The organism is Kurthia sp. YJT4 (assembly GCF_030219945.1).
Taxonomy (GTDB): Bacteria; Bacillota; Bacilli; order Bacillales_A; family Planococcaceae; genus Kurthia; species Kurthia gibsonii.
In genome coordinates this window covers 687,330-710,667 of the sequence record NZ_CP126689.1, presented here as the reverse complement: position 1 = coordinate 710,667, position 23,338 = coordinate 687,330, and the positions used below count along the sequence as shown (strand labels likewise).

Sequence of the window (23,338 nt, the reverse complement as noted above, 5' to 3'; positions counted from 1 at the left end):
ATTCTATCTTGCTTATTCGTAAATGGCTACTTGGTCTGTGTCGTCTACTTCCACCATGCTTACAACAATACGTTCATGACTTGCTGTTGGAATGTTTTTCCCTACGAAGTCTGCACGAATTGGTAGTTCACGATGTCCTCTGTCAACTAGAACGGCTAGTTGAATTTGTGAAGGTCTACCGACATCCATTACAGCGTCCATTGCTGCACGTACCGTACGTCCTGTGTACAATACATCATCTACGAGTACAACTTTTTGATTCGTTACATCATCTGTAATATCTACTTGTTGTACGAGTGCTTCTCCGTTATTCGTCTTTGTCGATAAGTCATCACGATAAAGTGAGATGTCTAATTCTCCTGAACGAATTTCTTTTTTCTCAATCGTATTGATTTTTTGTGCTAAACGTTTCGCTAAGTATGCACCGCGTGTTTTGATTCCAACTAAAATCACTTCATCAATACCCTCATTGCGTTCGATGATTTCGTGTGCAATTCGTGTTAAAGCACGATTCATACCTGCTTGATCAAGAATTTCTGCTTTTTTTGTCACGGTTATTACCTCCCTATTTCGTGGCATAAAAAAACTCCCGAGCGTTATGCCCGAGAGGTTATAGGTATACTTATAGATATGTCAAATACACTGTACGCATACAGTAATCCCACATTCTTCGCATCCTTTTCAGCCTCTCTGGACTGTCTTTAAAGGTGAATATTAGTTTTTCACTGTTATCAGTATATGCTCTATGACTTAAAGTGTCAATTGCTTTTTTATTTTTTATCGTATGAAGATTTTAGTTCGTTCAATAATGCGTCAAACTCTTGTGGCATTGGCGCTTCAAACTCTAAATATTCATTCGTACGTGGATGAACAAAACCAAGTACACCTGCGTGTAATGCCTGACCACCGATATCCATTGTCTTTTTCGGTCCATATTTCGGATCGCCTACTAATGGATAGCCGATGTAGTTCATATGCACACGAATTTGGTGTGTACGACCTGTTTCAAGACGGCATTGTACTAATGTATAGTCTACACCAAAGCGACCAATCACTTGGAAATGTGTTACAGCGTGCTTTCCTTCATCTACAATGCCCATTTTTTGACGGTCTTTTTTGTCACGTCCGATTGGTGCATCAATTGTACCTTTATCATGTGGAATATGACCATGAACTAATGCAATATAACGACGTGTTACAGACTTATCGACTAGTTGTTGTACAAGCGACTCATGTGCTAAACCATTTTTAGCAACCATTAATAAACCTGATGTATCTTTATCAATACGGTGAACAATTCCTGGACGCATCACACCATTAATACCTGATAAATCTGTTACTTGATGCATTAAACCATTCACTAATGTACCGGTTGTATGACCAGGCGCTGGATGAACAACCATACCTTTTGGCTTATTCACAACTAATACATCTGCATCTTCATAAACGATTTCTAAGTTTAAATCTTCTGCTAAAATTTCAAGTGGCTCTGGCTCTGGAGGATTCACGACAATTTCATCGTTCTCTTTTAGTTTATATGTTTTTTTTACTTTTTCTCCATTTACTAATAAATGACCTTCATCAATAAATGTTTGAATTTGACCACGCGACCATTCTTCTTGTAAAGCTCCTAAGACTTTATCAAGACGTTGACCTTTTTGTTCTGCTGTAATTAAAAATGTTTCTGACATTACTTCACCTTTTTCTTTACTTTTCGATCTTCGAAAAGAATATATATAATTAACATAATAACGCCGAGCGTTAACGCTGCATCTGCAATATTAAAAATCGGGAATTGATAATTGATTCCTGGGATTAATACACTGACAAAATCGACAACTTCTCCACGAAATACTCGGTCGATAAAGTTACCAATTGCACCACCTAAAAGCATCATTAAACTCGCCTGTAATAACGGTTTTCTTTTTGCTTCTTTATGGTAAAAATAGATAATCCCTACGACCACGACTACTGTAATGATGGCGAATAACCAGAATTGATCTTGTAGAATTCCCCACGCAGCGCCGCGATTTCGATGCGAATAAATAGATAAATATGGGTCAAATACCGACACTTCTTGTCCAAGTTCCATATTGTCTACTACAAACCACTTCGTTACTTGGTCTAACACAATAACAAATAATGCAATAAGATAATATTTAAACACCTTGTTTCCTCCGTCTATACAATATGTTACTCATTTTACCATACCCATTCACTTTTTGAGAAATAACCGAAAGATTTTTTTATTCATGTTCTACTTCTTTCACGAATTGCACACAAAGAAAAACATCTTCCCAAACCGAATGAACGATTATAGGAAGATGTTTAAATTCTTATTATTCAGCTTCTACGTAATAAGCTTCTACTACTTCTGCACAATGTGCGCAAAGTGTAGGGTGTTGTTCATTAGAGCCAACTGTTTCTGAAATTGTCCAGCAACGCTCACATTTTTCACCTTCAGCTTTTTCTACTGTTACCGCAATACCATCTTGCTCTACAGCGCTATCAGGTGCTTCGCTTGTTAAGCCACCTACTACAAATTGAGAAACGATGCTTAATTGTGCAAAGTTAATTGTAGGGTCTTGTAGCAATGCTGTTGTTTGCTCATCACAATACACAGTTACTTTCGCTTCAAGTGATTTACCGATAACTTTATGGTTACGCGCTTGTTCAAGTGCTTTTAACACAACACTACGAATTTCCATAATACGTGACCATTTTTCATCTAATGTTTCGAAGTTGTCTTTTGCAACTGCATCTGGCATGTCTGTTAATTGAACAGAAGGTACATCTGTATCTTCTAAATATGACCACATTTCATCCGCTGTGTGTGGAATGATTGGTGATAATAGCTTTAGTAATGCATCTAATGTATCTGCAATAACAGATTGCATCGCACGACGAGCTGGTTGATCGTAACCTTCAATATAGACAACATCTTTCGCAAGATCTAAGTAGAATGAACTTAAATCAGATGAGATGAAGTTGTTCATCGCTTTATACACTGTTGCAAATTCATATGCATCATATGCTTCACGTACTGTTTTGATGAACTGTTGTAACTTCATGTACATGTATTGATCTACTTCACGTAAATCTTCATATGCTACATAGTCTGTTTCACGATTGAAGTCGTGTAAGTTACCATGTAAGAATTTAAGCGTATTACGTACTTTACGATATACTTCTGAAACTTGTTTTAACATATCCATCGAGATACGAACGTCTGCTGTATAGTCAACAGAAGCAACCCATAGACGTAGGATATCTGCACCGTATTGGTTCATTACTTTAGATGGTGCGATGATGTTACCAAGTGATTTAGACATCTTACGACCATCACCATCTAGTACGAAACCATGTGATAATAAACCTTTATAAGGTGCGTGACCATTGATTGCAACAGATGTGATTAATGATGAGTTGAACCAACCACGATATTGGTCAGAACCCTCTAAATATAAATCAGCTGGGTAGCGTAATTCTGGACGCTCATCTAATACACCTTGGTGTGTTGAACCTGAGTCAAACCATACATCCATGATGTCATTTTCTTTTGTAAACTCACCATTTGGTGAACCAGGATGTGTGAAGCCTTCTGGTAATAATTCTTTTGCTGTTTTTTGGAACCAAATATTTGAACCGTGTTCACGGAATAAGTTTTGTACGTGTTCAATTGTTTCTTTTGTGATGATTTCTTCACCGTTCTCAGCATAGAATACAGGAATTGGAACACCCCATGTACGCTGACGAGAAATACACCAGTCACCACGATCACGAATCATATTGTACAGGCGTGTTTCACCCCATACAGGTGTGAAGTTTGTATCACGAATCGCCTGTAATAATTCGCCGCGGAAGCTTTCAATTGATGCAAACCATTGTGGTGTTGCACGGAAAATAACTGGTTTTTTTGTACGCCAGTCATGTGGGTACGAGTGCTCGAAGAATGTTTTGCTTAATAAAGCACCTACTTCTTCTAACTTATCACAGATTGGTCCATTTGCTTTTTCATAGAATAAGCCAGCAAATTCGCCTGCATCTTCTGTCATCATACCTTTGTTATCAACGATTGATAATGTTTCAAGTCCATAACGTTTACCAACTTGATAGTCATCTTCACCATGACCTGTCGCTGTATGAACACAACCTGTACCAGCTTCTGCTGTTACGTGGTCACCTAACATTACTAATGATGTGCGGTCAAATAAAGGATGTTTCGCTGTTACGTTTTCTAAATCTGCACCTGAGATTTCACGATCAATCTCCACATTTTCAAAACCTAGTTTTTGTGCAACGTCCTCTAATAAATCTTTTGCTACGATATATTTTTGATTGTTTGCTTTCACTACAACATATGTGAATTCAGGATTTACAGAAATACCTAAGTTTGCTGGGATTGTCCATGGTGTTGTTGTCCAGATGATGAACTTTTCATCTTGGTTCACAACGCCTTTTCCATCTTCTACAGCAAATGCTACATAAATTGATGGTGATGTTACATTAGCATATTCGATTTCAGCTTCTGCTAATGCTGACTCACTTGAAGGTGACCAGTAAACAGGTTTTAATCCTTTATAGATATAACCTTTTTCAGCCATACGACCAAATACACCAATTTGACGAGCTTCAAACTCAGGGTTTAATGTGATATATGGATTTTCCCAATCACCACGAACACCAATACGACGGAATTGTTCACGTTGGTTATTTACTTGTTCATATGCATATTGCATACATAACTCACGGAATTCTGCTACCGACATTTTTTTGCGGTCATGTCCTTTTTTAGTTAATGCTTGTTCAATTGGTAAACCATGCGTATCCCAACCAGGAACGTACGGTACAAAATAACCTGTCATTGAGCGGTGACGGTTAATCATATCTTTTAATACTTTGTTTAAAGCGTGACCCATGTGTAAATCGCCGTTCGCATACGGAGGTCCATCATGTAAGATAAATGGTGTACGATCTTTTGTACGTTCAAGAACAAGTTTATTAATATCCATCTCGTTCCATTTATCTTGGATTTTTGGTTCGTTGTTTGGTAAATTTCCACGCATCGGGAAATCAGTTTTTGGCATCAATAGTGTATTTTTATAATCCATATTGAAGTTCCTCCTCTAATTCATCTCATATTTTTCCTAGGAAATTTCCCAGGAAATAAAAAAACTCCCCATCCCAAAGGGACGAGGAGGAGTATTCTCGCGGTACCACCCTAGTTGCAAACTAATTCTACTTAATTTGCCTCTTAGAACACAGTAACGGTGTGCGCCCGAGATTGCTTACTAAATCTGTTCAGCAATCTAGTTCAAGAGTGATTTTCTCTTATGATTACGTTGTCCGAGCTTACACTATCCTCGAATCGCTTTACTGCTCTCATAAAATACTGTCTCTATCAATACTTTTATACATATAATGCGATTATAAAAAAACGTTTCGCATTCGTCAAGTAGTACTCAACTATTCTTGTGGTAAATTTAAATGTTCTAGCTCTGATGTATCTGCTTCATATTCCATTAAATGATCCCAATCATCATTCTCGATTAAGTCCAATTGTGCTTCTACAATCATTTTAAAGCGATTGCGGAATACTTTTGATTGTTTTTTCAGTTCTTCAATTTCCATCGCAATACGACGCGCTTTTGAAAGTGCTTCGTTCACAATACGATCGGCATTTTTCTCTGCTTCTTTCACAATTAACTTCGCTTCTTTTTGTGAATTACGACGCACTTCTTCAGCCGCTTCTTGTGCCACAATAATTGACTTTTGAAGTGTATCTTCTAAAGAGTTATAATGACCAATTTGCTCATTCATCGATACCAGACGGTTTTCCAATTCCTTTTTTTCGTCTAAAATGACTTTCAAATCTTCCATGACTTGTTCTAAAAACTCATTAACCTCATCTTCATTATATCCACGAAACGCGCGGTTGAATTCCTTATTATGTATATCGATTGGTGATATTGGCATATTTTTCTCCCCTTTTTTCTGTCAATATAGATAGGTTTATTATACCCCTCATTAGGTATAACTTCATCTACTATTATCATTTTTTTATAATTTTTATCTTTTTCTTTCTAATTTCCCAAATACAATACGAATTTTATCTTTTTTTGTACGTCCTTCGATTGAACGAATCATAGAGCGACCAAACCCTCGAATTGAGATTAAATCTTGTTCTTCTAACTCCATCGTTCCTTGCTCTTGTTGCTGATGGTTCACTTTTACTTTTCCAGCTTGAATCAATTGCGATGCCTTTTGACGTGATATTTTATAAACAGATGCAATTACTGTATCTAAACGTAACGAAGATACCGTATCATATTGTTCCGTCCATTGATCTTGTGGCAAAAGATAATGAATTTCTTCTGTCACTTCCATTAAATGAACCTTCGCTTTATGAATGGACTCTAAATTAACCATAATAAAGGATGCAAATGCTTTTTGTATAACAAATTGGATTTTTTCTCCATCTATTCTAATATCCCCAAACTTACCACGATCTAAACCTGTCGCCATTAACGCACCTAAAACATCACCGTGTTTTAATTGTAAGAATTTTGCGGGGTAACGTAATTCATATACCACTAACTCGAAATCATTCTTTTCTGGCTCAAAGTAATCTGGGTATAGCAGCACACGCTGTCTTTCTGCTTCTATAAAACCACCAGATGTTTGAATCTTTACATCACCATTTTGACCTACTAAAGATGTAATAATAGCAATTTGGCGTGGATCTAAAAAAGCGGTTAGTTTTGGTGTATATCGTAGTGCCACATCTGCAATCCATTCTTTCGCTTGAATAACAAAAGGCTGCTCATCTTCTCGAAAGTGTTGTAAAATTTCTTCCATGTTTTCACCTCAAAAAAGTGACCTTCTCTCAGTATAGTGACTTACGAACGATACTGTGAAAAGGTCACCCTTCAACATTCTATTTAATACATTAGATAAAATAATACTTTGATTACACCAAGTTGAATAAAATTCAGTGCGATGATTGCAACAATTGGTGAAATATCAATCATACCAATCGGTGGAATAATCTTTCTGAAAATTTCCAAATAAGGTTCAACAATCTTGCCAATCACTTGACCAAAAGTAGACCCTTGTAATGCCGGTAACCATGACATCAATACATAAGCAATAATGACATAAAAATAAATTTCAAACGCGATATTAATTACGTTTATTAACATGTAATATCTCCTCTAATCATCAAAATGATAATTTGAAATAGCCCCATCTACTTCAACATTATCAGGTGTGCATAAAAATATATTTGAACCGACTTGTTTAATATCGCCATTTAAAGCGAAAATGACACCACTTAGAAAATCAATCATACGACTTCCTTGTACTTTATCAATACGCTGTAAATTTACAACTGCTGCTCGTTTATTTTTTAAACAATCCCCGATATTTTCTACTTCTGTATAAGAAAATGGTTCGAATAAAATCACTTTTGATGTTTTTTGTGTAAAACTCACCACGTTATGAATCGAGCCTACTTGCTCATTTTCAATAACAGTTGGTACTGCTGTCGGCTTTTTTGACTTATTCGGACGTGGTCGATTTGGAATCGCCATTGCATTCTTTGATACTTCTTGAACAGGTGGTTGTGCTTCTGGTTGTTGTTTTGATTTTACTTGTGTCGATGTTGTTTCCTCTTCTTCATAGAACTCTTCATCATCTAGTCTAAAAAAGTTTTTAACGACATTTTTCATTTTCACTCCGAAACACTTCCTTCACTTCCAACTAAAGCCGTACCAATTCTCACAAAGGTTGCACCTTCTTCAATTGCAATTGCATAATCATTCGACATACCCATCGAAAGTTCTGAACATGGCGCATACGGGATTTGTAAATCTACGACTTGTTGTTGTAATTTTTTTAAACCCTTAAATGTGTAGCGAATAATTTCTTCGTCCTCTGTATTTGGTGCCATCGTCATTAAGCCTACAATTTGAATTTTAGAATACGCTGCTAAATCTTTAATAAATGGAATCGTTTCTTCTACACTTAAACCATGCTTAGCTTCTTCTTCTGAAACATTGACCTGTACGAAACACTTTACTACTTGATTTGCTCTTTTTTCAATTTCTTCTGCTAAGCTAAGACGATCTAATGAATGTAAATAATCAATTTGATTAATTACTTTACGCACTTTTCTAGTTTGTAAAGAACCAATATAATGCCAGATTGCTTGTTTACCAATTACTTCTTCTTTAGCAATCAATCCTTCAGGGCGGTTTTCACCTAAATGTCGCAAACCATTGCTAATTGCTTCTTGCGCGCGTTCAATTGATACTTGTTTTGTAACTGCAATAATTTGAACATCCTCGGTATTACGCTGTGCTTTTTCAGCTGCGTCTATTATATGTTGTTGAATATTTTTTAGATTCTCTGTAATTGTTTTCATATTCTTCCCAACTTTTCAAAGTTACTTATAGTCTCATTGTATCAAGCATATAAAGAGATTTCAATGAATAGCACCCTACATGTCTACACTGTTATGTGCTTGTAATAAAAGCCAACAAATGTTAGTGTGCAACACTTGTTGGCTCAAAATGATACTCACCTATATTATTTTATCGGCGATTTTTACGATTTCTTAAGAATGCCGGGATTTCATACGTATCTTCAGACATCGTATTATTTGAAGTTGTTGCTGTCTCTTCTTGAACCGGTTGTTGTACTGGTTGAGGTGACTGTTGTACTTGTTGTGGGCGCGCAGTCTGATTCAGACCCGGACGCATCATTTGACGTGGATCTGGCACAACAGCTGCTTCGTTAAAATCTGTTGCAATAACTGTCACAACAATCTCATCTTTTAAGTCATCATTAATAACAGAACCGAAGATAATATTAACATCTTCGTCTGATGCAGACGCAACGATTGCTGCCGCTTCCTGTACTTCAAACAGACTTAAACTTGCTCCACCCGTAATATTCATTAGAACACCTTTTGCACCTGTAATTGATGTTTCAAGTAACGGACTTGAGATAGCTTTTTTCGCCGCTTCTACAGCGCGTGTTTCACCCGAGGCTACACCGATACCCATTAATGCTGAGCCCTTATTAGACATAATCGTTTTTACGTCTGCAAAGTCTAAGTTAATTAAACCTGGTACAGCGATTAAATCCGAAATACCTTGAACCCCTTGACGAAGTACATTATCAGCTTCGCGGAATGCTTCAAGCATTGGTGTACTCTTATCAACAATTTCTAATAAGCGATCATTTGGAATAACGATTAATGTATCTACCGCTTCTTTCATTGCTTGTGTACCAGCTAATGCTTGTGATTGGCGTTTACGACCTTCGAATGTAAATGGACGTGTAACAACACCTACTGTTAAAGCGCCTAAATCGCGAGCGATTTGTGCAATAACAGGTGCCGCACCAGTACCTGTACCACCGCCCATTCCAGCAGTAACAAATACCATATCTGCTCCAGCTAATGCTTCTTCTAATTGTTCTTTACTTTCTTCCGCTGCTTTTTTACCAACTTCTGGGTTAGCACCTGCACCTAATCCACGTGTTGATTTAGCACCGATTTGTAATTTTATTTCAGCACTTGATAGCTTTAATGCTTGTGCATCTGTATTAACAGCAATAAATTCTACACCTTGAACACCATGCTCAATCATACGATTTACAGCATTATTACCACCACCGCCAACACCAATTACTTTAATTACGGCTAGTGCATCATCATTTGTATCAAATTCTAACATGCCATTTCCTCCTCTTTTGCTTATCTTTGTAGAAATATTCAGTTCGTTTCTCTATCTTTACTCGATTAGATTATTTACAAGTCGCTTCAATTTACCAACAATACCCTCTTTAGGTGGTGCTTCTTCGTCATCATACTCTTTAGCTTTGCGTTCTTTACGTGGTTCTTCTTGTTCTGGAACCTCGATTGACATTTCTTCAGAGTAATCATTATAAAATTCACTATCTTTATAAGCATAACGAATCAAACTAACTGCTCCCGATAGCTCAGGGTCGCGCGCACCAATTTGAGTTGGTGTATATAATCGAACGCTTGATTGTAATTTCTCTGTTGCTAATTCTTGTAAGCCTTCTAACTTTGCCACACCACCAGTAATAACGACACCACCTGGTAAATCTTCTACTTGCTGTGCATATAGTTCGTCTAAAATTAAATCAAAAATTTCTTCTACACGAGCTCCAATAATCTCTGAAATAAATCGTTGGCTATACTGCTCTTTAGAATCTGTTCCAATGATTGGCACTGTAAACATTTCATGGTCAGAAGCTGTATCGTAAAACGCATGACCATAATCTTTTTTGATTTTCTCTGCTTGTTCCATTGATGTTTTTAAAATAATTGACAAATCTTTTGTAATATTTTCGCCACCAATTGGAATCATCGCAACATTCGTAAAGCGACTGTCTTTATAAACACCGATTGTTGTTGTATCTGCACCCATATCAATAAATAATGTGCCACGTGACTTTTCATCTTCTGTCAATGCATAATAACCTGATACATGTGGCTGTAAATAAATTTGTTGGATTTCAACTCCAGTTTTTTCTACACATCGTACGATATTATGTAAATACGTATCTGGAGATGTTGCAACTGTAGCATCCATCTCTAAACGAATTCCTAACATACCACGTGGGTCGCTAATCTCTGGCAAATTATCAACAATAAACTGCTCTGGAATAAGCTCCACTCTTGTATGACCATGTGCTCCTACCATTGACTCTGCAGATTCCATTACTCGATCTAAATCTTCATCTGTAATTTCACGATTATCGTTACTAATCGCAACGACACCTTTTACTTTTTGAAGTGCTACTTGATTTGCTGGAATACCTACTACAACTTTTTTAACGCTAATACCTAGCATGCGTTCGGCTTGGTTAATGGCTTTTCGAATCGATTGACCTGCTGCATCAATATCGACAATACTTCCTTTTTTAATTCCAGAAGATTTCTCTTTACCTACACCAATCATATGGATAGTTGTATGGTCTACAACTTCACCAATGATACATTTCACAGAACTTGAACCAATGTCTAATGAAACAAACAATTCTGACTGACTCAATGAATAGCACCTCCTCTTATTTCTCTTTAGTTTATATTTTATTGTATATTGTTATATTTGTCTAAGTAACTTTAGGATTTTTTACCACATTATTAGGTTTTTTGTCGATTAAACAAACAAAAACAAATACGACTTAAACCCTAGCACTAACTTATGCTGAAGATTGTACTTTATATCTAACACATACATTAAGACAAAGCACCACTACTCTATACCCTAAAAAACTCTTTTATACACACTTATAGAAAAATAATTTTTAGGTTACTCATATTATTCCATAGATTTTAAAAAAAAGATATTCTGGATAGGTAGTCTATTTATATTCTAATTTAAAAGAATTATAATAGCCACCAATTTCCAAATGAATAACCCCTTTTTTATTTTGATTTAGTTGCGCAATAATTGAAGGATAGTACTTCATTTTTGATGCAATCTTTGGAATATCAATTCGCACTTCAAATCCATCATTCATATACATCTTTAATAATTCTGGATTTGATTTTGTAGGTGCTGGTTCGATTTGAGAAATCATTTGCAATAAATCTGGCGACAATTGCATTAATTGTTTCACTAGTTCTTTACGTTGCTTTTCATCATGTAAATTTAATAGAATAGGCAACTCATAACTTTTCGGTTTAATTCTACCGGGTAAGAGTTCACCGTTTTCAAGTACATAATATTGTGCATTACTCGTTCTTAGAATAGCTACTCGTCGATTCTCTTTTATTTTAATCGCTACGCTATTTAACCATTTTCTTTCGACTGTTACTTGTTTTACAAAATCTAGCTTTTCTAAATTTTGTACTACTTGATCTTTTTTAAATCCCCACAATGAATCTCCAACAGTTAATCCACTTTTTTCTATGTAATATTGATTTGTTTCAAAATGATTCCCTTTTATAGTTACTTTTGAAATATGACTTAATGGTGATTGCACATACACTAAAATAAGTAAGACAATGCCGAGAATAATGAATAGTGTGATTATATTACGTTTTTTCTGTTTTTTTCTTCGCTCAATAATCGCACTTTGATGCTCTTTTAATTCAATTATTTTTTGCATTGTCTCACTTCCTTAATTTACTTTTAATTTTTCTACCGCTTCAACAAAACGTTCGCCGCGATTTTCAAAACTTGGATACTGATCCCAACTCGCACATGATGGAGATAATAAAATGGTATCTCCTTCTTCAGATAATGCATATGCTTTTGGCACAGCATCTTCCATAATTTCAGCTGTTTCAATTACCGATACACCACAAGAGTTTGCGAATTCAGCAAATCGCTCTTTTGTTTCACCGGATACAACTACAGCCTTTACATTATTCATATATGGTCGTAGAGCTTCGAATGAATGTCCTCGATCTAGTCCGCCTGCTAGAAGAATGATTGGTGTATGGAAAGCTGAGAGGGCACTTTTTGTTGCTAATGTATTCGTTGCTTTGGAATCATTATAAAATTTGCGTCCATTATACATACCCACAAATTGTGTGCGATGCTCTACACCTGCAAAAGTTTGCAACACATGTGTTAACGCTTCTTTTGGACACGCCATTAAAATAGCTGTCGCTACTACACAAAGTACGTTCTCTAAATTATGTTTACCTGGTAATGCAATTACAGAGCGTTCTAAATAAGGTTCACCCATCCAATAAATCATTTCATCATCTGCACTAATACCATCTTTTAAAATACGGGTAGATGAAAATGGGATTTTTGTAGCTTTAGAAGCAACTACTTCATTTACAACAATCTCTTGATCCGCATTATAAATCAGGTAGTCACTTTCGTCTTGATTACGCGTTACATTAAATTTTGCTTTTGCATAGTCTTCCATCGTACCGTGGTAATCAATATGTGCTTCAAATAAATTTGTCCAAATAGCGATTTTCGGCTTAAATTGCTCTGTACCCATTAATTGGAAAGAAGATAATTCTGTTACAACCACTTCATCTTTTGTCGCTTCTGCTGCAACGCCACAAGCAACTGTACCAATATTCCCAGCAATTAATGGATGTAAATTGCCTTCTTTTAATACTTCAAATAATAACGAAGTGGTTGTTGTTTTGCCATTTGAGCCCGTAATACCAATCATAGGCGCCTCGCTTATACGATAAGCGAGCTCAACCTCTGTCCAAACAGGTAATTTGCGCATTAATGCATCTTCAATGATTGGGTTTGTATATGGGATACCTGGATTTTTAACAACTAATTCAAAACCATCATCAAGTAAGTCCTTTGGGTGATGTCCACAAATAACTGTAATACCATGTTGTAATAATAATTGCGCATCTTGATTTTCTTCAAAAGGCTTTGCGTCATTTACTGTTACAAAAGCGCCTAACTTGTGAAGTAGTTTCGCAGCGGCTACCCCACTTTTAGCAAGGCCAAGTACAAGTACTTTTTTATCTTTCATCGATTCAATCATTTTCATGCTATAAAACCTCCGGCAGCACTGCAATTAACGCACAAATGATTCCGACAATCCAGAATGTCACAACAACACGTTGTTCTGACCAACCTGATAATTCAAAGTGATGATGAATTGGAGCCATTTTGAAAATACGTTTTTTACGAATTTTAAAACTTCCAACTTGTAACATAACAGAGGCTGTTTCGACTACAAATACTAACCCAATTAATAAAAGTAATAACTCTTGATGAGTTAAAATCGATACAATTCCAAGTGCACCACCAAGTGCCAGTGAACCTGTATCCCCCATAAATACTTTTGCAGGGTTTTTATTAAATATTAGGAATCCTAACAATGCTCCTGCCACTGCAAAAGAGAAAATCGATAAGTCTGTTTGGTCTTGTACATAAGCAATTACACCAAAAGCTGCAAAGGCTATTGCACCTGTACCTGCTACCAAACCATCTAATCCGTCTGTTAAATTCACAGCATTTGAGAATCCAACTAACCAAAATACCATAAATAAAATATAGAACGTACCAAAGTTTAATACGATTTCTGTATAAGGTACTGATAATTCATTTGCAAAGCCAGTTCCTTTTAATAAGAAATAGGCTAATACTGAAATAACGATTTGAGCGATTAACTTTTGAAGTGATGTTAAACCTAAGTTTCTTTTGAAAATAATTTTCAAACCATCATCCAAAAATCCAACGATACCAAAACCAAGTAGTACGATTAATAGCACAACAGATTGTACGGTAAATTCACCATAATAAATACTTACACCAAATGTTGAGATTACAATTGAAAATAGGAAGATAACGCCTCCCATAGTTGGTGTTCCTTGCTTCTTCATATGAGATTGCGGACCTTCTTCACGAATACTTTGTCCGAACTTCATACGTCTTAAAAACGGGATTGCTAATGGTCCAATAATTGCAGAGAATAAAAATCCTGCAAATAAAGTAATTAGCATGATTGAAATTGTCATTCTAATTCTCCTTTAATTACGTTTAAGTACATGTTCTATCATAGTAGTTTCACATTGAAATTTAAAGGTCAAATGGCTTAAAACCTTGTTTTTTTTCATGTGTTTTGCAGAATTCATTTGACAAAAAGTGATTCCTTTTAGCTTCTACATTATTTTGTTTTCTTATATTGCTCTTGAGGTGTCTTTAACTGAACTTTAATTTTTTGTTTTGGTTTTACTACAGTTCCTGCAGGCACGCTTTGTTTCTGTACATAACCACTTCCACTAATTTCGATGTTAAGACCACTTAGTTCTTTGAATGTGAGAAGATCTCGAAGTGACCATCCTTTAAAGTCTGGTAGCGTTACATCTCCATATGTTTTCAAGAATATTTTGTTACCTTTTAAAAGTGGCGTGTTTTTTTGTGGATATTGTTCTGCTACAGCTAAACCATCTCCAATAACAACCGGGACAAACCCTTCTTTTGTAATAGCTGATGTTGCTGTATTTGTTTCTTGTTGTACATAATCTGCTATTTTTACAGAATCAATTTTTTTCTGTTTCGTCGTACCAACATTTAAATATTTTAAGCTACTTTCCATAACTGCATTGAAAATTTTAGAAGTTGGTTCTGACCCCACTTCTGTTACCTTCAATTTTGGCTTCTTCACTGCTACATACATGACCAATTTCGGGTCTTTCGCAGGTGCCATACCTAAGAAAGAATATAAAAATTGATTTTTCCCCCATGAATAGCCTCCAGAGGAGTTAGCTACTTGTGCCGTCCCTGTCTTCCCAGAAACTTCATAATCAGTACTTGCAAACTTCTGCGCTGTTCCTTTTTCTGAAGTTATAGTCGTCGCTAAGATACGTCTCACTTCTTTCGCTGTATCTGCTGATACAGGTGAGCTTTTTACTTTAGGCTTGTTTTCTTTCACAACTTTTTTTGTGTTTGGATCTACAATTTTTTGAATAACATATGGTTGCATCATTTTACCGTCATTTGCAATCGCAGATACTGCTTGGATTAGTTGAATTGGTGTAACAGTCGAGCCTTGACCATACGTGGTCGTTACTTTATTAATTTTGTATTGATCTAAAATTTGACCAGTTGCCTCTTTCGGTAAATCAATTCCTGTTTTTTCGCCAAAACCAAATTTATGAATTGATTTAAGGAAATAGTCTTCACCAATTAAATTCAATAAATTAGCCATCCCTACATTCGAAGATCGTTGAATCCCCTCAAGATAACTAATACGCCCCCAACCAACTTGATTTGCATCACGAATAACACGATCTCCTACACGATACTGCCCTGACATGAAAGTTGCATTCTCGTTCCATACGCCCTTTTCAATTGCAGTTGCTAACGTAAATGTTTTCATTGTAGAACCAGGTTCAATTGTAATTTGCGTTAATTGATTTAACCAACTTGAGTTAATTCCTTCACCTGTTTGCGGATTATATGTTGGACGTTGAGTAGACGCTAAAATCTCACCCGTTTTAGGGTTTGCAACCACTGCTACAATTGATTCAGGTTTGTACTCTGCATCTACACGTGATACTTCATTGTCTAAAATACTTTGAATCGTTTGATCAATCGTTAAATAAATTTCATCCCCATCTTTTGCTGGTGTCACTAATTTATCAGTTCCAGGAAGTAAATACCCCCATCGATCAATTTCAAAGTTAGCAGTACCATCTTTTCCGGCTAACTCCTGATTGTACGTTTTTTCAAGACCTGCTTGTCCCACTTCTATGTACTTAAGTTTTTTCTCATCCCATACTTTTTGTGTAAAACCAATAATATTAGATGCAAAAACTCCTTTTGGATAATAGCGTTTCATTGTTTCTTCAAACTCAATGCCAGGTAACTTTTCTTTTTCAATCTGCTGTTTAATATCGTAAGGTAAGTCACGTCCTGCAGATTTAAATTCAACTTGGTAAGGTGTTTCACCTTTTGCTGTTTTACGCATTAAAATATTCAATATTTCAGTTTCTTTTAAGTCTAAATAACGCGCTAAAACTTTTGCTGTTTTTTCTTTATCATGTACATGACGGTATTGTCCGTCCGGCATACCTTTAGATGCTTTAGGAGTAAGTACAGCAGTAACATTATAACTTACTACATTTGTCGCAATTACCGAACCATTACGGTCTAAAATCTCGCCTCGTTTTGCTTTTTGTACCGTTTCAATGTCATGACGATTTTTAGCTTCTGAAACTAAATCATGTCCATCAACTTTTCCAACTACTTGAATATAAAATACTCTCAAAAACATAAGCAAAAATAAGAAGCCAAAAATGACTAGCATTAAAAAGGCTCCTTTTCGTCCAAATCGTCTATTATTATTCATTCTTTTGTCACTGCCTTAACATTGTCAGAGTTTGGTGTTAAACCTAATTCCTTCGCTTTTTGTAAGAAATGTTCATATGTAGACTTTTTAGCGATTTTATTTTCAAGTACTTCATTTTCTTTTTGCAATGTTTTAATTTCTCGGTCAACTTCAACATTTTTAATCGTTGTTTGGCTAATTGAAGATTGCAAATTCAAACTAACTAATGATGTCGCAACAACAACGATAATCATCATCACTGTTAATATTTTTTCACCCTTCGTCCATTTTCGTCGTCGTGGTCGATGGCTCGGCTTCGGCGCCTGTTTTTGCGGTTGTTGTGGTTGAACTCTCGGTTGAACAGGTGCTGTCTGTGTATAATCTCTTTGTGGTCTAAACTGTGGTGCTGCCATCGTCTCACTCCTCATTTTTTATGATTTGATTTTTTCAATTACACGTAACTTTGCTGATCTCGAACGATTATTTACAGCAAGTTCTTCTTCAGTTGGAAGAATTGGCTTACGGTTTACTAGCTTGTATTTAGGTTGCAAGTGGTCTGGAATAATCGGTAGACCTGGTGGTAATTCTGGAACAGATGATACCTCTTTAAAAATTGTTTTTGTTAAACGATCTTCTAAAGAATGGAATGTAATAACACTTACACGTCCACCTACATCAATGACATCCAGTGCTTGTTGAAGTGATTCTTCCGCTGCACCTAATTCATCATTTACAGCAATTCGAATTGCTTGGAAAATTCGTTTCGCAGGGTGTCCACCTTTACGTCGTGCTGCTGCTGGAATACCTGCTTTAATTAATTCAACAAGTTGTCCTGTTGTTTCAATCGGTGATTTTTCACGTGCTTCTTCGATTTTACGTGCTACTTGTTTTGAGAACTTCTCTTCTCCATAACGATAAAAGATACGAACAAGTTCCGCATATGACCATTCATTCACTACTTCAAAGGCTGTTAGCGGAGCTGTTTGATCCATCCGCATATCAAGTGCTGCATCTTGATGATAACTAAATCCACGCTCTGCATTATCTAATTGTGGGGAAGATACACCCAAATCATACAAAACACCATCTACTTTTGAAATTCCTAAATTCGCAAGCTCTTGTTGTAAATAACGAAAATTAGAATGAACAAATGTTACACGGTCTATGTATGGCGCTAATTTTATTTTTGCATTTTCAATTGCTGTTGTATCTTGATCAAAACAAATCAAGCGTCCTTGTTCAGAAAGTTGTTGTACAAGGTATTCACTATGACCTGCTCCACCAAGTGTACAATCTACATAAATTCCATCCGGACGAACGTTCAATTCATCGACTGTTTCCTTTAATAATACTGTTGTGTGATTGAACATGTTCAAATCCTCCATATTTCTTAAATCTTTTATTTATTCGTAAAACCCTTTAATTATATCGGTTTTTATTCAAATAATTTTATCATACACAAGTAAATAAAGTCCTATGTATGAAATTAATGTACCACATTCCTTGCTTTTCCACCACCATATACGGTAGTTTAACTAAATTTCACATCAACATGTAAATTTAGCATGGGTGAATCCAGTGTTATTCAGTTGTTTTTACATTTTTCTATTAATTTCTAGGAATATACTATACTCTTTTTCCTAAAAGTACAACTATACGCTTAAAAGTATTTTTAGTCCTTTAGACTCAACATTATTCCATCTAAAAGTTACACACTCATTATTTACCCATTTTTTTACATAACAAACATAAAAAAATAGGTTTTAGCATTTTTTTGTGCTAAAACCTACTTTACGCTTATAAATAAATAATTTGATGCAACTTAGATGTTTTTAGAGATAATGTGAATAAATCACGAATAAATAGTTCTCCATATTGATTTAAGTAAGGGAACGGCGTGTAAACACGTTCTTGGAATCCACCCATAGGAAGTAATTCCTGTTCCACTTGTTCAAAACGACGATAAGCAACATCATGTTTTAAACGGACATCTTTTTCAATTTGTTTCATTAAGAAGTCAAACTGTTCTTTATGAAAAGCAAGATTCTTTTTCACAACACGCTCTACATGTAAATCATGTTCTTCAATATGACGTTGAATTACTTCGTATTGTTCAGCTAGCAATTGCTTCGCACGTTCAATCGCTTCTTTCGCTTCACGATCGTATACTTTAGCATCAAATGCTTCTTTTTCCGAAGAAATGCCACCAGCAATTGCTTCTTTCGCAGTGAGACCGATTAATTCTAAATTAGAAGCTGTCTCTCTCGTTACATAAGTAAAGTTCATACGTGGCGTGAAGATTGGCACACGTAAGCCTAGTACTTCAAAACCGTCTTTTAAAGTAGCCCAGTATGCAAGCTCACCTGCACCGCCTACGAATGATAAAACAGGTAATACCATTTCTTGCATCATTGGACGCGTCACAACATTATTACTTAAACAGGCTTCTTCATCTACTAACTGCATTAATTGTTCTTTCGTAAAGCGAACATTAGCAGATTGATTCATAAAGTACCCATCATGTCGTGTTAATAAATAACGCTCTCCGTCACGTACATAGAATAGATTCGCTGCATTTTCTGTCGCACCAATCGGCGAACCGTATCCTGCTTCTTCTAAGTCTCTCTCACGCTTCGTCACAACTGTAGCAATCTCTGCCGCATGCTCAATTAAACATTTAAAATAAGGCGCTTCATATTGACGAATTGCTGGGTCTGCTGCATCTAAATATAGTAACCCTTGCTCTTTAAATAAGTCATTCATTAATTTCACGAAGAAATCGGTATATGTATGACTTGTTTGAGCAACTTCTAAAACATATGCTAATAATTCTTTTGTATAAGCTGTTTCACCGAATTGCTTAAATAGCTGCTCAATCCATTCCTCTACCTCATCTAAACGAAGCTTCGTTGCAGAAGCCATCGTTTTAACACGACCTTCTTCTACATATGTGTGTTTTAATAAACGATTACCTGCTGCATAGAATGTATGGTTAATCTCATCTAAATCATGATCTTCTCCTGCCACCCAAAAAATCGGCACAACAGGTACACCTAATTGTTCGCGTTGTTCTTTCGCTAACAACAATACAGAGATTGCTTTATTAACCGAATAAAGTGGCCCTGTTAAAAGACCTGCTTGTTGACCACCAACAACTGCTACTGCATCTTGTTCTAATTCTGTTAAATGTTGCTCGATTTTTTCAGATGTTGCAAATTTTTGCATATATTGACGCATCACACCGACTAATTCTTTTCGACGAATCGGGTGTTGCTTTAATTCTTGTAAACGCGCTTTAAAAGCGGATTGTTCATTTTTAAAATGAAAAAAACGACAAATTGCTTCTTGCTGATTTTGATAATCTTGAAGTAATTGGTTTGTATTTTCCACTTGTACTTGTTCCAATTTCATTATTACGTTCTCCTCTTCAAACAGTGAATATAAAAAGTATAGCACTATCTAGGTCGTTGTAGAAAAAAACTGCTCACTGTCTTTAAAATAATTCAACAGATTTTAAAATAGCATAGACGAGTAACATAATTAAATAGATACTTGATAATACTAAAAAAAGAATCCGCCAAAATTTTTTAAAGATTTTCGCTACTTGTACTTCTGGATTCTTGTACCATTTACGAAGTACAATCACCATAAAAGTAAGCGTAACAAGAATCTGAATAAGAACACCTAAATCATATCCATACAATGTTTGACAAAGTGCTTGAATTGAAAATAGTAATATACATGTTGTGACATCCATCGCTCGATGCATCGCATTTCCTTTTGTACGTTTGAATCTTTTCAATAAGAAAAAAAGAAAAAAGAACAATAGAAAAGGATAGAGTACGATGAGATGAAGGACGTTAAATAATACACTCACTTGATTACACATCCGTTCTGTTTATTCTTACATCAGTATAATAAGTGCATTTCTAGATTTCAATGTTATCCTTATTTCGATTTTGCTAAAAATCGTTCCACTGCTTCTAAATGCGCATCTGCTTCCCATAATTTCGCACATTGCGCTACTTCTTCCATTACACGTTGTTTTAAATTTTTCTCCGCCCACTTGCGTATTTCAATCTCTTTATAAGCACGATGTACACCAGGATTAATTTTACGCATATACTCAATAAATTGATCTAATGCTACAAATTTATCCCCATCATAAATCTTTGTCGCAAAGCCCACTTCTTCTAATTGTGCACTATCATAAACTTGTGCATCGACTAACATTTTTAATGCGCGGTCATGACGGAGTCCACGTTCAAATAAATATGTTGCACCGCCCCAACCAGAAGTGATTGCTAATGTACCTTGGATAAAACCACACTTCGCTTCACGTGCAATGATACGGAAGTCGCAAGCAGTGGCAATTTCACAACCACCACCAACTGCTGCACCATTAATTAAGGCAATTGTCGGAATAGGTAGCGTTGCCCATTCATATAAGATTTCTGCCATCTTACTGAGCATTGAAAAAGCCTGTTCTTCTGTCACAAGCGAATGGAACTCTGCTAAATCTCCCCCTGAACAAAAAGCTTTTTCACCACTCCCTGTAATCACTAAAAAACGCACCGTATCATGTGTATGTACGTAATGAATCACTTCTTTAAACCCTTCCATCAACTCATCATTAATCGCATTGCGGCGTTTTGGTCGATTTAATGTAAATAATAGTACGCCTTCTTTTTCTTCGATTGTATAACTCATACAAACACCCCTTTTTTATGAATAATGGTTCATTATTACCTAGTAATAGCGTAGCGTTTTTTTGAAATGAGCGCAATATTTTTAATTTTTACATAAAAAAACATATAAAGTGATCATTCACCTTATATGCCTCTATTTAAACTAAAATCATACCTGGTTCTACTATAACTACACGTTTCAACAACTTTATAATATTAATTGTCCTAATAATAATATTTAAAAACTTTAGATTAAACTTCTTTCAATTAATGATTTTCATTTTCTATACTACTACTTTTTTCAATTTCTTTCTTTTTTTGCAATGTTTTCGCTAAATCTGAATCAATATTGCCATCTAACTTCTCTAATAATTCTTCAAATCTAACTTCTAATTCACAAATATTTTTCGCTAAAGAGCCATGTGCCTTATTTTGTGTTTTTTCATAATAATTCCCTTTACTCAGCTTATTTAAAATTTGTTTAATATTAGATATTTCATAAGAATATTTGCGAGTATATTTTCCATGCATTTTCTCACCTCATATATTATATTATTAGTTTTGGAGCATCTTGAGAATAAACTTGTAACTAAATTCCCCTTATTGAACATACTATTTAATTATTTTCTAATTTAAATTCTTCTACGAGATCCAAAATATAATTGTACTTGGTAGCAAGCGTTTTATAATCGTCTTTATAAATCCTTAAATACGTAGAATCATTTTTCGAGCAGTATTCTATTAAATAATTATAAGAAACACTTCTATGAGTTATAGCTTCCGAAATAAATCCATAAAGTTCTTGATCTGCCTCTGTTACTGGAATAAGTTTTATGCTGTTTAAATTTCTTTTTCCTTCTTGTACGAGTTTCAAAAGTTTTGCAAGGTTTTCTTCGTCAGAAAGATAATTTGAATCATTTTGAATTTCTCTTATCATCTCATTAATCTCTCCTGTAGAAGTTATAAATTCTGTATCAATATAATTTTTAACTCCGTCATAAAAAGCTGGAGATATCGTTCCATCTTGTACACCTTCTGGATATTCTGATAAATTAGCTTGCGAAGAAACCGAAATAGAACCAACATAACTTTCTGAATCATTAGATTCTTTATCCGAACCACATGCTACTAAAAATAAAGACACAATTAAAACGGATAACGAATAAATACTTTTTTTCACATTTAATCTCCTAATATGCATTTTTAGTAAATAATAACATATAATACTTATTAAGTTAAGTTAAGTTTATTTTAGTTTTAAATTACAAATTTGATTAAATTTGATTTTCTATTTAGATTATTCAACGTATTTATTAACTGCCCCACTATATATCAATCGGATAAACATCTCCTTACAAAAACTTTGAATTATAAACTTCGTATTTTAATGAGAATAGAAAATAATAAAGACACGATTTTCTAAAAAGAGAATACAATGCGTGAACGCTGAGAAAACGACTCCTACTGAAAGTGGCATGAACTGAAAACTCCACAGGATCGAAGCGACGAGGAGCTTAAAGCTATGTACACAGAAAACGTTTTTCGAAGAGAAAAGTGATGATTAGTTTTTCTAAAAACAAAAAGAAAAAGACCGTTAAAGAGCCATGGTCTCTTTAACGGTCTTTGTAAGTGCAAATACTGTAATTATTTGCTTACTACTTCTTTACCTTTGTATTGTCCACATGCTTTACATACGTGGTGAGCTAGTTTTAGTTCGCCACAGTTAGAGCAAGCTACCATACCTGGTACAGCAAGTTTGAAATGCGTACGACGTTGACGTTTCGCAGTTTTAGAAGTTCTTCTAAATGGTACAGCCATTGATGATGGCACCTCCTTAC

The 23,338-nt window shown here is 35.3% G+C and carries 23 protein-coding genes and 1 other annotated feature; all 23 genes read right to left on the bottom strand.

The genetic code is table 11. The features are described from left to right. Positions 1 to 12 precede the first annotated feature (12 nt). Complete coding sequence (gene pyrR, locus QN089_RS03385; protein WP_068455056.1) at positions 13 to 552, bottom strand: bifunctional pyr operon transcriptional regulator/uracil phosphoribosyltransferase PyrR; 540 nt, start codon at positions 550 to 552, stop codon at positions 13 to 15. A 218-nt stretch (positions 553 to 770) separates the two neighbouring features. After that, entirely contained in the window at positions 771 to 1,691 is a 921-nt protein-coding gene (locus QN089_RS03380; protein WP_285215957.1) for an RluA family pseudouridine synthase, read from the bottom strand. Next, positions 1,691 to 2,167, bottom strand: a complete 477-nt coding sequence (lspA, locus tag QN089_RS03375) for a signal peptidase II (RefSeq protein ID WP_068455058.1) — start codon at positions 2,165 to 2,167, stop codon at positions 1,691 to 1,693. Before lspA ends, QN089_RS03380 begins: the two co-directional genes overlap by 1 nt. 172 nt (positions 2,168 to 2,339) lie before the next feature. Next, on the bottom strand, positions 2,340 to 5,111 hold the full coding sequence (gene ileS / locus QN089_RS03370; RefSeq protein ID WP_285215956.1) for an isoleucine--tRNA ligase: 2,772 nt from the start codon (positions 5,109 to 5,111) through the stop codon (positions 2,340 to 2,342). Between the two features lie 74 nt (positions 5,112 to 5,185). After that, positions 5,186 to 5,414, bottom strand: a binding site (T-box leader). Between the two features lie 52 nt (positions 5,415 to 5,466). Beyond that, positions 5,467 to 5,976 carry a DivIVA domain-containing protein gene (locus QN089_RS03365; protein ID WP_068455061.1) on the bottom strand — a complete coding sequence of 170 codons (510 nt, stop codon included), beginning with the start codon at positions 5,974 to 5,976 and terminating at the stop codon, positions 5,467 to 5,469. A 93-nt stretch (positions 5,977 to 6,069) separates the two neighbouring features. After that, complete coding sequence (locus QN089_RS03360) at positions 6,070 to 6,858, bottom strand: YlmH family RNA-binding protein (protein ID WP_285215955.1); 789 nt, start codon at positions 6,856 to 6,858, stop codon at positions 6,070 to 6,072. Between the two features lie 83 nt (positions 6,859 to 6,941). Next, positions 6,942 to 7,202 carry a YggT family protein gene (locus QN089_RS03355; protein WP_068455063.1) on the bottom strand — a complete coding sequence of 87 codons (261 nt, stop codon included), beginning with the start codon at positions 7,200 to 7,202 and terminating at the stop codon, positions 6,942 to 6,944. Between the two features lie 12 nt (positions 7,203 to 7,214). Next, positions 7,215 to 7,730, bottom strand: a complete 516-nt coding sequence (locus QN089_RS03350) for a cell division protein SepF (RefSeq protein ID WP_325921845.1) — start codon at positions 7,728 to 7,730, stop codon at positions 7,215 to 7,217. A 2-nt stretch (positions 7,731 to 7,732) separates the two neighbouring features. Next, positions 7,733 to 8,425: a YggS family pyridoxal phosphate-dependent enzyme gene (locus tag QN089_RS03345; RefSeq protein WP_068455073.1), complete on the bottom strand. Its 693-nt coding sequence runs from the start codon at positions 8,423 to 8,425 to the stop codon at positions 7,733 to 7,735. Between the two features lie 169 nt (positions 8,426 to 8,594). Further along, positions 8,595 to 9,743, bottom strand: coding sequence for a cell division protein FtsZ (gene ftsZ, locus QN089_RS03340; RefSeq protein WP_068455074.1), 1,149 nt, complete (start codon positions 9,741 to 9,743; stop codon positions 8,595 to 8,597). Between the two features lie 57 nt (positions 9,744 to 9,800). After that, complete coding sequence (gene ftsA / locus QN089_RS03335; protein ID WP_285215954.1) at positions 9,801 to 11,090, bottom strand: cell division protein FtsA; 1,290 nt, start codon at positions 11,088 to 11,090, stop codon at positions 9,801 to 9,803. Between the two features lie 313 nt (positions 11,091 to 11,403). Continuing rightward, positions 11,404 to 12,153, bottom strand: coding sequence for a cell division protein FtsQ/DivIB (locus tag QN089_RS03330; protein ID WP_068455081.1), 750 nt, complete (start codon positions 12,151 to 12,153; stop codon positions 11,404 to 11,406). 12 nt (positions 12,154 to 12,165) lie between these two features. Beyond that, entirely contained in the window at positions 12,166 to 13,524 is a 1,359-nt protein-coding gene (gene murD / locus QN089_RS03325) for a UDP-N-acetylmuramoyl-L-alanine--D-glutamate ligase (protein WP_285215953.1), read from the bottom strand. 1 nt (position 13,525) lies between these two features. Further along, complete coding sequence (gene mraY, locus QN089_RS03320; protein ID WP_068455084.1) at positions 13,526 to 14,497, bottom strand: phospho-N-acetylmuramoyl-pentapeptide-transferase; 972 nt, start codon at positions 14,495 to 14,497, stop codon at positions 13,526 to 13,528. Between the two features lie 149 nt (positions 14,498 to 14,646). After that, entirely contained in the window at positions 14,647 to 16,791 is a 2,145-nt protein-coding gene (locus tag QN089_RS03315) for a penicillin-binding protein (RefSeq protein WP_121175728.1), read from the bottom strand. A gap of 38 nt (positions 16,792 to 16,829) precedes the next feature. Continuing rightward, positions 16,830 to 17,225, bottom strand: coding sequence for a cell division protein FtsL (gene ftsL2, locus QN089_RS03310; RefSeq protein ID WP_068455094.1), 396 nt, complete (start codon positions 17,223 to 17,225; stop codon positions 16,830 to 16,832). Between the two features lie 18 nt (positions 17,226 to 17,243). Further along, on the bottom strand, positions 17,244 to 18,182 hold the full coding sequence (gene rsmH / locus QN089_RS03305) for a 16S rRNA (cytosine(1402)-N(4))-methyltransferase RsmH (RefSeq protein WP_068455098.1): 939 nt from the start codon (positions 18,180 to 18,182) through the stop codon (positions 17,244 to 17,246). Between the two features lie 427 nt (positions 18,183 to 18,609). Next, entirely contained in the window at positions 18,610 to 20,223 is a 1,614-nt protein-coding gene (gene bshC / locus QN089_RS03300) for a bacillithiol biosynthesis cysteine-adding enzyme BshC (RefSeq protein ID WP_285215952.1), read from the bottom strand. A gap of 82 nt (positions 20,224 to 20,305) precedes the next feature. After that, positions 20,306 to 20,701 (bottom strand): DUF3397 domain-containing protein, encoded by a 396-nt coding sequence (locus QN089_RS03295; RefSeq protein ID WP_285215951.1) that lies wholly within the window; start codon positions 20,699 to 20,701, stop codon positions 20,306 to 20,308. Between the two features lie 59 nt (positions 20,702 to 20,760). Beyond that, positions 20,761 to 21,522, bottom strand: a complete 762-nt coding sequence (locus tag QN089_RS03290; protein WP_285215950.1) for an enoyl-CoA hydratase/isomerase family protein — start codon at positions 21,520 to 21,522, stop codon at positions 20,761 to 20,763. 245 nt (positions 21,523 to 21,767) lie between these two features. Beyond that, on the bottom strand, positions 21,768 to 22,031 hold the full coding sequence (locus QN089_RS03285) for a hypothetical protein (RefSeq protein WP_141272696.1): 264 nt from the start codon (positions 22,029 to 22,031) through the stop codon (positions 21,768 to 21,770). Between the two features lie 85 nt (positions 22,032 to 22,116). Beyond that, positions 22,117 to 22,680 carry a hypothetical protein gene (locus QN089_RS03280; protein ID WP_141272694.1) on the bottom strand — a complete coding sequence of 188 codons (564 nt, stop codon included), beginning with the start codon at positions 22,678 to 22,680 and terminating at the stop codon, positions 22,117 to 22,119. 464 nt (positions 22,681 to 23,144) lie between these two features. Then, positions 23,145 to 23,318 (bottom strand): 50S ribosomal protein L32, encoded by a 174-nt coding sequence (gene rpmF / locus QN089_RS03275; protein ID WP_068455109.1) that lies wholly within the window; start codon positions 23,316 to 23,318, stop codon positions 23,145 to 23,147. Positions 23,319 to 23,338 lie beyond the last annotated feature (20 nt).

Bases quoted from the DNA above. Each gene is read 5' to 3' on its own strand.
- QN089_RS03380 (WP_285215957.1), bottom strand. From the start codon at position 1,691: ATGTCAGAAACATTTTTAATTACAGCAGAACAAAAAGGTCAACGTCTT.
- ileS (WP_285215956.1), bottom strand. From the start codon at position 5,111: ATGGATTATAAAAATACACTATTGATGCCAAAAACTGATTTCCCGATG.
- QN089_RS03365 (WP_068455061.1), bottom strand. From the start codon at position 5,976: ATGCCAATATCACCAATCGATATACATAATAAGGAATTCAACCGCGCG.
- QN089_RS03360 (WP_285215955.1), bottom strand. From the start codon at position 6,858: ATGGAAGAAATTTTACAACACTTTCGAGAAGATGAGCAGCCTTTTGTT.
- QN089_RS03355 (WP_068455063.1), bottom strand. From the start codon at position 7,202: ATGTTAATAAACGTAATTAATATCGCGTTTGAAATTTATTTTTATGTC.
- QN089_RS03350 (WP_325921845.1), bottom strand. From the start codon at position 7,730: ATGAAAAATGTCGTTAAAAACTTTTTTAGACTAGATGATGAAGAGTTC.
- QN089_RS03345 (WP_068455073.1), bottom strand. From the start codon at position 8,425: ATGAAAACAATTACAGAGAATCTAAAAAATATTCAACAACATATAATA.
- ftsZ (WP_068455074.1), bottom strand. From the start codon at position 9,743: ATGTTAGAATTTGATACAAATGATGATGCACTAGCCGTAATTAAAGTA.
- QN089_RS03330 (WP_068455081.1), bottom strand. From the start codon at position 12,153: ATGCAAAAAATAATTGAATTAAAAGAGCATCAAAGTGCGATTATTGAG.
- murD (WP_285215953.1), bottom strand. From the start codon at position 13,524: ATGAAAATGATTGAATCGATGAAAGATAAAAAAGTACTTGTACTTGGC.
- mraY (WP_068455084.1), bottom strand. From the start codon at position 14,497: ATGACAATTTCAATCATGCTAATTACTTTATTTGCAGGATTTTTATTC.
- QN089_RS03315 (WP_121175728.1), bottom strand. From the start codon at position 16,791: ATGCTAGTCATTTTTGGCTTCTTATTTTTGCTTATGTTTTTGAGAGTA.
- ftsL2 (WP_068455094.1), bottom strand. From the start codon at position 17,225: ATGGCAGCACCACAGTTTAGACCACAAAGAGATTATACACAGACAGCA.
- rsmH (WP_068455098.1), bottom strand. From the start codon at position 18,182: ATGTTCAATCACACAACAGTATTATTAAAGGAAACAGTCGATGAATTG.
- bshC (WP_285215952.1), bottom strand. From the start codon at position 20,223: ATGAAATTGGAACAAGTACAAGTGGAAAATACAAACCAATTACTTCAA.
- QN089_RS03295 (WP_285215951.1), bottom strand. From the start codon at position 20,701: ATGTGTAATCAAGTGAGTGTATTATTTAACGTCCTTCATCTCATCGTA.
- QN089_RS03290 (WP_285215950.1), bottom strand. From the start codon at position 21,522: ATGAGTTATACAATCGAAGAAAAAGAAGGCGTACTATTATTTACATTA.
- QN089_RS03285 (WP_141272696.1), bottom strand. From the start codon at position 22,031: ATGCATGGAAAATATACTCGCAAATATTCTTATGAAATATCTAATATT.
- rpmF (WP_068455109.1), bottom strand. From the start codon at position 23,318: ATGGCTGTACCATTTAGAAGAACTTCTAAAACTGCGAAACGTCAACGT.